The organism is Seonamhaeicola aphaedonensis (assembly GCF_003386195.1).
Classification (GTDB): domain Bacteria; phylum Bacteroidota; class Bacteroidia; order Flavobacteriales; family Flavobacteriaceae; genus Seonamhaeicola; species Seonamhaeicola aphaedonensis.
In genome coordinates this window covers 616057-628934 of sequence record NZ_QRDX01000001.1, presented here as the reverse complement: position 1 = coordinate 628934, position 12878 = coordinate 616057, and the positions used below count along the sequence as shown (strand labels likewise).

11 protein-coding genes are annotated in these 12878 nt (G+C 34.1%); 3 read left to right on the top strand and 8 right to left on the bottom strand.

Annotation, left to right across the window (positions count from 1 at the left end; translation table 11 throughout):
• Positions 1 to 86: 86 nt before the first annotated feature.
• The 6 genes from rpsB to DFQ02_RS02705 all read right to left on the bottom strand — a co-directional run bounded on the left by rpsB (position 87) and on the right by DFQ02_RS02705 (position 5190).
• Complete coding sequence (gene rpsB, locus DFQ02_RS02730; protein WP_116039437.1) at positions 87 to 860, bottom strand: 30S ribosomal protein S2; 774 nt, start codon at positions 858 to 860, stop codon at positions 87 to 89.
• Positions 861 to 1090: 230 nt separating this feature from the next.
• On the bottom strand, positions 1091 to 1477 hold the full coding sequence (rpsI, locus tag DFQ02_RS02725) for a 30S ribosomal protein S9 (RefSeq protein WP_116039436.1): 387 nt from the start codon (positions 1475 to 1477) through the stop codon (positions 1091 to 1093).
• Positions 1477 to 1932 carry a 50S ribosomal protein L13 gene (gene rplM / locus DFQ02_RS02720; RefSeq protein ID WP_116039435.1) on the bottom strand — a complete coding sequence of 152 codons (456 nt, stop codon included), beginning with the start codon at positions 1930 to 1932 and terminating at the stop codon, positions 1477 to 1479. Before rplM ends, rpsI begins: the two co-directional genes overlap by 1 nt.
• Before the next feature lie 152 nt (positions 1933 to 2084).
• Positions 2085 to 3140: a DUF3179 domain-containing protein gene (locus DFQ02_RS02715; protein ID WP_116039434.1), complete on the bottom strand. Its 1056-nt coding sequence runs from the start codon at positions 3138 to 3140 to the stop codon at positions 2085 to 2087.
• Between the two features lie 6 nt (positions 3141 to 3146).
• Positions 3147 to 4118 carry a transporter gene (locus DFQ02_RS02710; protein ID WP_116039433.1) on the bottom strand — a complete coding sequence of 324 codons (972 nt, stop codon included), beginning with the start codon at positions 4116 to 4118 and terminating at the stop codon, positions 3147 to 3149.
• A 109-nt stretch (positions 4119 to 4227) separates the two neighbouring features.
• A complete protein-coding gene (locus DFQ02_RS02705; protein WP_116039432.1) occupies positions 4228 to 5190 on the bottom strand; it encodes an L-threonylcarbamoyladenylate synthase in 963 nt (320 codons plus the stop codon).
• A gap of 130 nt (positions 5191 to 5320) precedes the next feature.
• Between DFQ02_RS02705 and DFQ02_RS02700 the strand changes: the two genes are divergently transcribed.
• Positions 5321 to 7264 (top strand): YgiQ family radical SAM protein, encoded by a 1944-nt coding sequence (locus tag DFQ02_RS02700; RefSeq protein ID WP_116039431.1) that lies wholly within the window; start codon positions 5321 to 5323, stop codon positions 7262 to 7264.
• A 182-nt stretch (positions 7265 to 7446) separates the two neighbouring features.
• Here the strand turns inward: DFQ02_RS02700 and polA are convergent, their stop codons facing one another.
• Positions 7447 to 10299 (bottom strand): DNA polymerase I, encoded by a 2853-nt coding sequence (gene polA / locus DFQ02_RS02695; protein WP_116039430.1) that lies wholly within the window; start codon positions 10297 to 10299, stop codon positions 7447 to 7449.
• Between the two features lie 230 nt (positions 10300 to 10529).
• Between polA and DFQ02_RS02690 the strand changes: the two genes are divergently transcribed.
• The gene (locus DFQ02_RS02690; RefSeq protein WP_116039429.1) at positions 10530 to 11762 is read left to right on the top strand and encodes a metallophosphoesterase; all 1233 of its coding nucleotides are present in this window, start codon (positions 10530 to 10532) and stop codon (positions 11760 to 11762) included.
• Between the two features lie 155 nt (positions 11763 to 11917).
• Positions 11918 to 12214, top strand: a complete 297-nt coding sequence (locus DFQ02_RS02685; RefSeq protein ID WP_116039428.1) for a thioredoxin family protein — start codon at positions 11918 to 11920, stop codon at positions 12212 to 12214.
• Here DFQ02_RS02685 and DFQ02_RS02680 read toward each other — a convergent pair.
• On the bottom strand, positions 12211 to 12876 hold the full coding sequence (locus DFQ02_RS02680; RefSeq protein ID WP_116039427.1) for a polysaccharide deacetylase family protein: 666 nt from the start codon (positions 12874 to 12876) through the stop codon (positions 12211 to 12213). The two genes, DFQ02_RS02685 and DFQ02_RS02680, sit on opposite strands and share 4 nt — an antisense overlap.
• Positions 12877 to 12878: the final 2 nt, after the last annotated feature.

Below are 12878 nucleotides of genomic sequence, written 5' to 3'. Positions count from 1 at the left end.
ATTTTTAATTTAAAAAAGCCGTTCAATTTGTTTTACAAGAAAAGAATTAAACGACTTATAAATATTACTTAATTATTATATAAATTTTATTCTTCTTCTTCAGCAACTGCTACTTTTTTTGAAGTTTTTGCCTTTTTTGGAGCATCTTTTTCATCTTTAGTAGCATCTTTTTCAGCTTTACGTTCTGCTAAACCACCTGCAATAGCATCAGTTACGTATGATAAAATTTTATCTATTGATTTAGAAGCATCATCATTTGAAGGTATTACATAATCAACTTGACGTGGGTCTGAGTTGGTATCTACCATTGCAAAAATAGGAATGTTTAATTTTTGAGCTTCTTTAATAGCAATGTGCTCACGCTTAATATCAACTACAAATAAAGCTCCTGGTAAGCGAGTCATATCAGAGATTGAACCTAAGTTTTTCTCTAATTTCGCTCTCAAACGATCTACTTGTAAACGTTCTTTTTTAGAAAGTGTGTTAAAGGTACCATCTTTCTTCATTCTATCAATTGAAGCCATTTTTTTAACAGCTTTTCTAATAGTAACAAAGTTTGTTAACATACCACCTGGCCATCTTTCAGTGATGTAAGGCATGTTGATAGCTCCTGCTTTTTCAGCAACAATATCTTTTGCTTGTTTTTTTGTTGCAACAAATAAAATTTTTCTTCCTGATGCTGCAATTTTAGCTAATGCTGCATTTGCTTCATCAATTTTTGCTGCTGTTTTGTAAAGGTTGATAATATGGATGCCGTTACGCTCCATGTAAACGTAAGGAGCCATGTTTGGATCCCACTTACGTGTTAGGTGACCAAAGTGTACACCTGCTTCAAGTAATTCTTTTACTTCTACTGCCATTTTTGTAATAGTTTACGTTCTGTTGAATTAGCAATGATTAAGTGGTCATTTATAAAAATTGCCTTAATCATTTAGATGCTAAACTGTTTACACCCTGAACTCGTTTCAGGGCCTTTATAATTATTTAATTTGATGATGAAATGCTTTGACTACGCTCAACATGACATCGAAAAAAATTTTGAACTTGTTTCAAGGTCTTTTTCAAAATTTGAAACAAGTTCAAAAAGGTTCTAACGTTTAGAGAACTGGAATTTTTTACGCGCTTTCTTCTGACCGAATTTTTTACGCTCTACCATTCTTGGATCTCTGGTTAATAAACCTTCAGGTTTTAAGATAGCTCTGTTTTCAGCATCCACCTCGCATAAAGCACGAGAAATTGCTAAACGAACAGCTTCAGCTTGACCAGTAATGCCACCTCCATATACATTTACTGTAATATCAAAGTTGCCATCATTGTTAGTCAAAGCTAATGGTTGCTTTACTTTGTACTGTAAAGTAGCTGTAGTAAAGTAATCCGCTAAGTCTTTTTTGTTAATCGTAATGTTTCCCTTTCCTTGGGCAACATATACACGTGCAACAGCCGTCTTTCTACGGCCAATTTTGTGAATTACGTCCATTAATTGAATTCGTTTAAGTTAATTGCTTTAGGTTTTTGAGCTTCATGTTTGTGCTCAGGACCTACAACAACTGTTAGATTACGGAATAAAGTTGCTCCTAATTTGTTTTTAGGCAACATTCCTTTTACTGATTTTTCTACTATTCTTGCAGGATCTTTTCCATACAATTCTGTAGCAGATAAACTTCTTTGACCACCAGGGTAACCTGTGTGACGGATATATGATTTATCTGTCCACTTGTTTCCTGTTAAGTTGATTTTTTCTGCGTTTATAATAACAACGTTATCTCCGCAATCAACGTGTGGTGTGAAGTTTGGCTTGTGTTTACCTCTTAAAAGTTTCGCAACTTTAGAAGCTAAACGACCAAGCGTCTGACCTTCAGCATCAACTAAAACCCACTGCTTGTTTACAGTAGCTTTGTTTGCTGAAATCGTTTTGTAGCTTAATGTGTCCACACTAATTAATTTTATTTATTAAACATTCCTCTTCAAAAAAGAGTTTGCAAATTTACGATTAAATATTTGATTAACAAACAGTGATGTAAGATAATTTTTTGTTGAATTTTAATATATGTAATTCGTTAATCTTCATGAAATTAATTAGAAAATTACTGGGTAGAATAAATTTCTGGGTTTGGGTAAAAAACAGCAATAGCAAACCAGTAACTCATAACAGATTTTACAGATTCTAGAGATTCACCAGTTCTTGGGCCTTCAATGGCTGTACCGAATATAGACCACTTGTTGCCTTCATTATCTTTAAAGAAAGACTCTGAGTCATTAAAATCATATTCAAAGGTTAGGTTGGCTTGGTCGTTATTTAGGCCAAAACCATAAATTATATCATTGTTGCCAACAATTAAATAGTCTTTACCTTCAAAAGAATCTTTTATAATTTTACCATTTGTAAAGTCTGAAAATTGGTATACTTTCGATTTTGTGTCATCTATTATCGCATACACTCTTTCTTTATTTGGTAGAGCAGGATTTGTAATTTCGGGTCTAAAAATAAAGCGATTATTATTAGTTGCATAATCTCCATAAGGTGAAGTTCCATAATTTCTAGAAAAGCCTGTTTGCGTATTTAAAACTTGAGAGTCAGGATAAAGTGCTTTCCATGTTTTCCAGTTGGTTTCAACAACGTTGTACAATTTTGGCTTGTCGTTAATAAGCTCACCATTAACACATTGTAATTGAAGTTGAGACCAATTACTATCAGTATTTCTATCATATAATATAAGGTTAGCATTATATAATAAACCAGAGACACCAAAAGTAGTTTTAGTGTTATTGGTTTTACTTTCCCAGGCAAATGCTGTACCAGTTAGGGGACAATAATTTAAAGTAAAAAATGAACCATCAATTTCATCGTTTACTACTTCATGCCAATCTAGAATAACATGTGGGTATGCCTTAGTTTCATTACCTTTAATTATGCCTACCACTAAATCGTCATCTGCTAAAAATGAAACTGATGTAACTTCAGTAAATTGAGGGTTGTCAATGGACGGAATACCATCTTTCCCTGGGCCGCCATCTAGAATTTGATTGATAGGTATTAACCATTCAGAAAACTCATTAGAAATACTGTTTTCCACACTTTCACTGGTGGTGCTACATGACGTTAATAGAACTAATAATGCCAATAAGATGTAATTTTTCATAGCTGTTTATCTTAAGTTTAATAATTTTGATTTTGGTTTAATTTTAAATAGGAAGCCAGTTGTAATTCTATAGGTAGGTGTTAATTGTGTGCCATCAACATTACTGTATAAAGGTAATTCTGCTCTGGTAGAAAACACCAAATTTGGTTTTATATTAATTGAAAAATCTGGAATTATAAATAACCAATTCCCACCTGTATTGTCTAAGTTAAATCCGTCTATTTCATCCTGTTTAGCATCTCTATATTTTAAACTGATACTTGGAGTTGCTAATGTTTTTAAGATTGAAAATTGATCTGAAATACCCAAAAAGGTTTGAATTTCGTTTCCAAATTTATAACTTGAATTTTCAAAATAAGAATTATTAGTCCCTGTACTTCTGTAAATAATTCTTCCAGAAAAAGTAAGTGAGGGCCTAAAATTAGCTTGCTTTGATGCAGAGAGAAAATAAACAATATCCCAAGCATTACTCCCTGGCTGTAAATCGGCGTTTAGAGTAATACCTTGATTATTTGTTTCTGTTGAAGAGCCAAAAGGAATTTTAGCTCCTAAACCTAATTCGATATTACTGTTTTTTCCAAGCCCATTTTTAAAGTTATATTTTACTAATAATAGACCATCTCCAATCCCAGAAGTTTGGTCTAAATTTTCATTTCCAAATTGAGAAATAGCCCTGCGTTGGTTAACCCAAGTAAATAAACCTTCTACAGATAGTCTGTTAGTTATAGCATAACTTAAGTTAAAAAGTATTGAGTGGGTGATTCGTAATCTTGAATCGTCATTTAATTTTTCTGTTCCGTTATTTAAAGTATTCAGGTTATTGTAATCATAATTAAGACTAAGTTGTAATGTCCCTTTTTCTTCAACAGACATGCCAATATTATTAGAAAGCGGAATTCCGCCAGAACAACACGTTTGAGCATACATAGTTGATGCACAAATAATAAAAACGATAGAAATCGATTTTTTTATTAGCATAGCTTTTTTTAAACGACTACTTAAAGTGTCGATAAAGCTTTTGTTTTCTTACTTATTTTAAAATTTAAGGTTAAAAAAGGGAAATATTGACAAGAGAGTAGCTTGTTTTTCAAGAAGAATAGGTAGCTCGTTGCAATCTGTCGTTTATAGATTTTCCAAGTCCAAAATCAGGAAACCGTTCGGCAATGATTATATCTAAATTTTGAAGGTCTAGGTTGTGCATTGAGGCATAAAGTTTAGACATAGCTTCAGCCAAATCACCCTTTTCTGAGAGAATGATTTGATATGTAACACGGTCATCTTCAAATCTCGTTTTAAAAGATAGGATACCAATTCGTTTTCCTTGATGTTTTTCAATTTCCTCTAATATAGAATCGCATAAATAAGTTGTTGTATTGGGAGCATAATGACGAGCCAGCATCCCTGGAGCATCAGGCTTTATTTCTTTTTTATTTTTTAAAGTCACGGGGCCAACTACCTTTTCAATGTCTTCTAATGCCAAAGCCCCAAGTCTATAAATAACAGGTTCATCATTTTCAAAACCAATGATAGTAGATTCGATACCATTTTCACAAGAGCCACCATCCAAAACTTGTTCAATAGCATTTTCAAAATAAGTAGCAACATGTTCTGCTTTAGTAGGGCTGATACTTCCAAAAGGATTGGCGCTGGGAGCGGCTAAAGGGAAAGGTAGCTGTTTTAAAAGCTTTAAGGTAATAGGGTGATTAGGTACTCTTACGGCTACAGTATCTTTGCCAGCTGTTACTAAATCTGGAATAGCCGGTTGTTTTTTCAATACCAGTGTCATAGATCCCGGCCAGAAGGTTTCAGCTAATTTTTGAGCTTTAGACGGAACATAACTAGCTATATCCTTTAGATTTTCAATTGAAGGAATATGAACTATAAGTGGATTAAAGAAGGGTCTTTTTTTGGTTTCAAAAATACTTTTAATAGCATTTTCGCTAAAAATGTTTCCTGCAAGTCCGTAAACCGTTTCCGTAGGAATGGCAACAAGCTTTTCAGCGCTTAAAATAGCTACAGCCTTTTTAATATCTTTTGAAATAATACCCATATAGTTCTTAAACAAGGTGCAAAAATACACTCTTTTTTTATTTTCTAATACTTCTTTAATTTGGATGCATATATGAATCAAGACCATATAAAACAACTACGAATGATTTTTTAGTTATTTTTGCAGTTCTATGGAGGAGTTAAGGCTATCAAATTGGTTACCTACCACAAACAAAGAGGTTAAAATTCGTGGTTGGGATGCACTAGATGTTATTTTGTTTAGTGGTGATGCCTATGTTGACCATCCATCGTTTGGACCTGCTGTTATTGGGCGCATTTTGGAAAGTTATGGCTTGCGAGTGGCTATTGTGCCACAACCCAATGTGAATGACAATCTTCAAGATTTTGTAAAATTGGGGGCGCCAAAATTGTTTTTTGGGGTTACAGGAGGATGTATGGATCCCATGGTGAGCAACTACACCGCCAGCAAAAAACGTCGCGATAAAGATGCCTACACACCCAATGGCAATATTGGTTTTAGACCCGATTATGCCACTACGGTTTATTCTAAAATTTTAAAAGAAAAATGGCCTGATGTTCCCGTATTAATAGGTGGTATTGAAGCCTCATTACGTCGTGTTACGCATTACGATTATTGGAGCGACCAACTAATGCCAACCATTTTAGAAAGCTCAAAAGCTGACATGTTGGTGTACGGAATGGGCGAACAGCCCTTACGAGAGATTGTACGACTGCTTCAAAAAGGTGTGCCATTTTCAAATATCAATACGGTAAATCAAACGGCTGTTTTAGTGATTTCGGAAGACGATATTCCGAAGAATAAAAACTGGGAAGATGTTGAAATTGCATCACACGAAACCTGTTTAAAGGATAAGAAAGCATACGCATCCAATTTTAAAATTATAGAACAAGAAAGTAATAAGTTGTATGCAAGACGTATTTTTCAGAAAGTAGGTAATAAAACCTTGATGATTAATCCGCCTTATCCAACTATGACAGAGGAAGAAATTGATGCCTCCTTTGAGTTGCCATATACGAGATTACCGCATCCCAAATACAACAAACGTGGGCCTATTCCTGCGTATGAAATGATTAAATTTTCTATCAACATTCATCGTGGATGCTTTGGCGGTTGTAGTTTCTGTACCATTTCGGCACATCAGGGTAAATTTATAGCATCTCGTAGTCAGGAATCTGTTTTAAGAGAGGTGGATGTTGTGGCCAATATGCCAGATTTTAAAGGTTACTTATCTGATATTGGAGGCCCTAGTGCCAACATGTATAAAATGAAAGGCAAGGTACAGGAAATATGCGATAGGTGTGTAGCACCATCTTGTATTTCACCTGTTATTTGCAGTAATTTAGATACCTCACATAAACCTTTAACACGATTATATCAAGCTGTTGATAGTCATCCAAAGGTTAAAAAATCATTTATTGGAAGTGGTATTCGGCATGATATGTTGGTGCCAGAATTCAATAAAAATGCAGATGCAAAAGAACTAGACGATTACACTGAGGAGGTAATGACCAAACATGTTTCTGGACGGTTAAAAGTAGCACCAGAACATACCAGCGACCCCGTTTTAAAATTGATGCGCAAACCATCATTCAAGTATTTTCACAAGTTCAAGGAACGTTTTGATAAAATAAATAATACTAAAAAATTAAAACTTCAGCTTATACCTTATTTTATTTCGAATCACCCGGCATGTGAGGCCGAGGATATGGCAGATTTAGCAGCCGAAACTAAAGATATGGGTTTTCAGTTAGAGCAGGTGCAAGGCTTTACCCCAACACCAATGACCGTAGCTACAGTAATTTATTATAGTGGCTATCATCCCTATACCCTTGAGAAGGTTAATACACCCAAAACTCAAAAAGAGAAAGACGAACAACATCGGTTTTTCTTTTGGTATAAACATGAAAACAAGGCTTGGATTAAAAATACATTAAACAAGCTTGGGCGCACAGATTTGTTAAAGGTATTGTTGCCTGAGAATGATAAATGGCGAAAAAATAAACCCGGAAAACCTAAACACACGTTTAATGATGCTGTGCCTTTTAATCAGCGGAAAAATAAGGTGGAGTTTAGGAGTAAAAAGAGAAAATAACTTTTGATTTACTCTCTTGTAGTTTGCTTAATGGAATATTGGCTTATATTTATGATTTTACAGTATTTTTAAAAACAAAAAAGGTTTTATCTTACTTTTTATTAGTTTTAAGAATATGAGTGGTATCCCCTCAAGGAGACTCTTCCTCAATATCGAATGTCTTTTTAGTGGGTTTAAAGTGTTTAATGCGCTTCCAACCAATTATCTCCCGTATCTAAATCAACATCCAAAGGTACTTCTAACGTATATGCATTTTCCATTTCGGTTTTAACCAAAGATTTGATGGTTTCTAATTCTGGTTTATAAACATCAAAAACTAATTCATCATGTACTTGAAGTAACATTTTAGTTTTAAAATTACCTTCTTTCAATTTTTGATGAATTTTTATCATGGCAATTTTTATAATATCTGCAGCACTGCCTTGAATGGGCGCGTTTACGGCATTACGTTCAGCAGCGCCTCGAACTACAGCATTTCTAGAATTAATATCTTTTAAGTAACGCCGCCGCCCCAAAACCGTTTGCACATAGCCATTATCTCTTGCAAAATCTACTTGCTCAGTTACAAAATTTCTAAGTTTAGGATACGTAGCGTAGTAAGTGTCAATGAGCTCTTTCGCCTCAGTTCTACTTAGGCTTGTTTGATTACTCAGTCCAAAAGCAGAAACCCCATAAATAATTCCAAAGTTTACGGTTTTGGCATTGCTACGTTGTTCTCGAGTTACTTCGTTAATTGGAACATGAAAAACTTTTGAAGCTGTTGAGGCATGAATGTCTTCTCCGTTTTTAAAGGCTTCTATCATAGTTTCCTCTTGACTTAAAGCAGCTATGACGCGTAATTCTATTTGTGAGTAATCAGCAGCTAAAAGTGTATAATCTTCGCTTCGCGGAATGAACGCTTTTCTAACTTGACGACCTCTTTCAGTGCGAATTGGGATATTTTGAAGGTTTGGATTATTACTACTTAAGCGCCCTGTAGCTGCTACGGTTTGCATGTAATCTGTGTGAACGCGTCCTGTAGTTTCTTCAACTTGGTTTGGTAAAGCGTCTACATAAGTGCTCTTTAATTTTGAAAGTCCTCTAAACTCTAATATGTTCTGAATGATTTGATGGTCTTTTGCCAAGTAACTAAGTACATCTTCTGAGGTAGAATATTGCCCCGTTTTAGTTTTTTTAGGTTTGTCTACTAATTTTAATTTTTCAAATAAAATGATACCCAGTTGTTTTGGTGAAGCAATATTGAATTCTTCTCCAGCGTTTTCATAAATTTTCGATTCTAAATCTGCAATATCTTTTTCTAGCTGGCCTGATAAACTGTTAAGAAAACCTTTATCTAAGTTAATGCCTTCCAATTCCATATCGGCTAAAACTTTAAGCAAAGGCACTTCAATGTCATCAAACAGTTTTTGGGTATTTGCTTCTCCTAATTCATTCTGAAAATGTTCTTTAAGCTGAAGGGTAATATCGGCATCTTCAACAGCATATTCCGATTGTTTTTCCAAATCAACCTCACGCATCGATAATTGGTTTTTGCCTTTTTTACCAATTAATGTTTCAATAGAAATAGGCGTGTAATTCAAATAAGTTTCAGCTAGAACATCCATATTGTGTCGCATATCTGGATTGATCAGATAATGTGCCAGCATGGTGTCAAATAATTGACCTTTTACATCAACATGGTATTTAGCCAAAACTTTGATGTCATATTTAAGATTCTGACCAATTTTTTCAATGTTTTCATTTTCAAAAAAGGGTCTTAATTCTTCAATGAGGTTTTGTGCTTCTTTCTTTTTTTCAGGGAAGGGTAAATAAAATCCTTTTCCTGCTTCCCAAGAAAATGCAATACCAACTAGTTCTGCCGTTAGTGGATTAATACTTGTAGTTTCTGTATCAAAACATACACTTGATTGTTGAAGTAATTTTTCAATGAATAACTTTTTGGAAGTAGCTGTGTTTATATATTGATAAAAATGCGATGTAGTTTCTGCCGTTTTTCTTGTATATGCAGAACTTGTTTCAGTTTTAACGGGATTAGAGCCTTCTGAGTCAAATAGTGAAAATTGTCCTGCACCAGCGGAAGCTTTTGGCTTTGAGATAGTTGTTTTTGCTTCAACAGTTTGAGCTGAGGTTTCGGTTGTATTTGTCTCCCCATTATCGGCAAACGTTTTTAAGAAGTTTTCAGTTAATCTTCTAAATTCTAATTCCTGAAATATATGTTTTACTTTTTCAATGTCAGGATGGTCTAGCTCAAAATCTTTAGCATCAAAAGTCACTGGAACATCTAGCATTATAGTAGCCAATTGTTTTGAAAGCAAACCTAACTCACCATTAGCTTCTACTTTCTCTTTCATTTTACCTTTTAACTGGTCTATATTGGCTAGCAACCCTTCCATAGAGCCAAATTGCTTGATAAATTTCTTGGCTGTTTTTTCGCCAACCCCAGGAAGTCCAGGTATATTATCACTGGAATCTCCCATCATACCTAAAAAGTCTATGACTTGTAGTGGGTTTTCTACTTCAAATTTAGCCTTTACCTCTGGAATACCCCAAGTTTCATAACCGCCACCAAATACGGGTCTATACATGAATACATTTTCGGTAACCAATTGTGCAAAATCTTTATCTGGGGTTACCATATAGGTTTTATAACCTTCTTTTTCGGCTTGACGTGATAAGGTGCCAATAACATCATCTGCCTCATACCCCTCCTTTACCATTATGGGTATATGCATAGCTTTTAAAATTTCGTAAATATGGGGTATTGCAGTTTTTATACCTTCTGGTGTTTCATCTCGGTTAGCTTTATAGGCTTCAAACATTTCAATGCGGTCTGTACTGCCCCCTTTATCAAAACATACGGCTAAATGGTCTGGACGTTCACGTTTAATGACATCTAAAAGAGAGTTCATAAATCCCATAATAGCAGAGGTGTCTTGTCCCTTAGAATTGATCCTTGGGTTTTTAATAAAGGCGTAATATCCACGGAAAATAAGGGCGTAAGCATCTACTAAAAAAAGACGTTTTTGTTCAGACATTGATTTTGTTTTTGATAGGAAATCAAATGTACATGAAATTTTTCATTTAAAAATTCGCAAGAACTGAATGAAATAATATTTGAGAACATGTTTTTAAAATGTGAACTGCAAAATCATTGTAACTTATTATGTGTATATCCGACAAATAATGAGCTCTTAACTATAAGTTAAATAAACTAAGGTTTCAGAATTGTAATTTAGATTACCGCTATATTTGTTAAAAAAAGAACATGCTACGCTTAATATTGTTTATTCTTATCTTATTGCTTTTAGATTTTTATACACTTCAATCCTTTAAAGCTATTTTTAAAAGTAGCGTAGTTACTTATGTCTATATTTTTGTTTCCCTTGCGATTTTAGGGAATTTTTTTATTCAAGTCTATACATTTGACAGGTCTAATGGAATTCCTTTTCGGTTTTCACTTGCACTTATTTTATTAGTACTATTTTATGTACCTAAAATTATTGTGGGTATAACCTTGTTTGCTGAAGATGTATTTAGGGGTTTTGCATTTGTTTTTGAAAAGATTAGTAGTGAAACCAATAATTCGGTTGCCTTAAATAGCAGACGTAAATTTATTTCTCAATTAGCTTTGGGGATTGCAGCAATACCGTTCACATCTATTTTGTACGGTGTGATTAAAGGGAAATACAACTTTAAAGTTTTAAAATATACACTACACTTTGAAGATTTACCAACAGCGTTTGATGGTTATAGAATTACTCAAATAAGTGATATTCACTCTGGAAGTTTTGATAATAAAGACAAAGTAAGTTATGCGATTGATTTAATTAATGAGCAGGAGAGTGATGTGATTTTGTTTACGGGTGATATGGTAAATAATAAAGCCGACGAAATGAAACCATACATACCTGTTTTTAGTAAACTGCATGCTAAGGATGGGAAGTATTCGGTTTTAGGGAATCATGATTATGGCGATTATGTGCATTGGGATTCTAAGGAAGCTAAACACCAAAACTTAGAAGATTTAAAATTGATTCAAAAAGAAATTGGGTTTGATTTATTATTAAATGAACATCGATTTATTAAGAAAAACGACGCACGTTTAGCATTGGTAGGTGTTGAAAATTGGGGAGCAGGAGGTTTTAAAAAAGCAGGAGACTTAAAAAAGGCATCAAAAGGAATTGATAAAGATGATTTTAAAATATTGATGAGTCACGATCCATCGCATTGGGAAAATGAGGTAATTCAAGATGATTATCATTATCATTTAACATTAAGCGGACATACGCATGGGATGCAGTTTGGTATTGAAATTCCGGGGTGGTTTAAATGGAGTCCTGTGAAATGGCGCTATAAATATTGGGCCGGTATCTATGAGGAGTTTGGACAGTTTATTAATGTGAACCGAGGCTTTGGCTATTTGGCATTTCCTGGACGTGTTGGTATATGGCCAGAAATAACCGTAATAGAGCTTAAAAAAGGCTTAAAGCCGGTATAGAAATTTCAGTATTTAAATTGTGTTATATCACCCTTTTTTAATACATTAGACGTTAGGAGAACCTACTTTTACGGTTGATTTTTAAGGAATTAACGCATTACAAAAAAAATGATTAGGTTTGTAATACATCATAATACCAATTAATACTAAAAAGTATGTCGAAATTTGGGGAACTCATAGATGTTGAAATTCCGGTATTGTTAGAGTTCTACACAGACTGGAATGAACAATCCACCGCAATGCATCTGGTTTTAAGAGATGTAGCTGCGGCACTAGGAGACAAAGCTAAGGTTATTAAAATTGATGTTGAGAAGAATGAAGAATTGGCAGAGGCTTTAAGGGTTAAGACACTTCCAACGCTAATTATCTACAAAAACGGTGAAATGAAATGGCGCCAAAGTGGGGAGTTAGATGCTAATACCCTTATAAATATTATACAAGAGTACGCCTAGTCTAGTACATCAAAATTATAACCTTTTTTTGTAAAATAATCTAATACTTTTGGGAGGGTAAACATCATATTTTTTGATGCTTTCAAACTATCGTGAAATACAACAATGCTTCCAGATTTAGCTTTTGAAATAACGTTACTCAAACAAATTTCTTCACTAACCTTTTTATCCCAATCAAAAGAAAGTACATCCCACATTATAATTTTATACCCATGTTCCATAAGCTTTTTACCTTGTTTGGGTTTTATTTGCCCATAGGGGGGACGAAACAGATGAACGTTTTGATAGTTTTTGGCTGATAATTCGCTATGTATGATTTGTGACTTAATAACTTCATCGCAAATTTGTACATTCTTAAGATAGACTTCTGTACTAGAGTTCCATCCTTTAATATGGCTTTGCGTATGGTTACCCACATGGTGACCATCTACCAAAATCCTTTCAAAAATTTCAGGATACTTTTCTACATTTTTCCCAATGCAGAAAAAAGTAGCTTTGGCGTTATAATCTTTCAAGGTATTTAAAACCCAACTCGTAATTTCTGGGGTTGGTCCATCATCAAAAGTTAAGTAAATAGATTTGCTTGCAGAGGGTACATCCCAAACATAATTAGGAAAGATACTTTTAGCAATTAAAGGTGTTTTTACGGGCTTGTAAATCATGC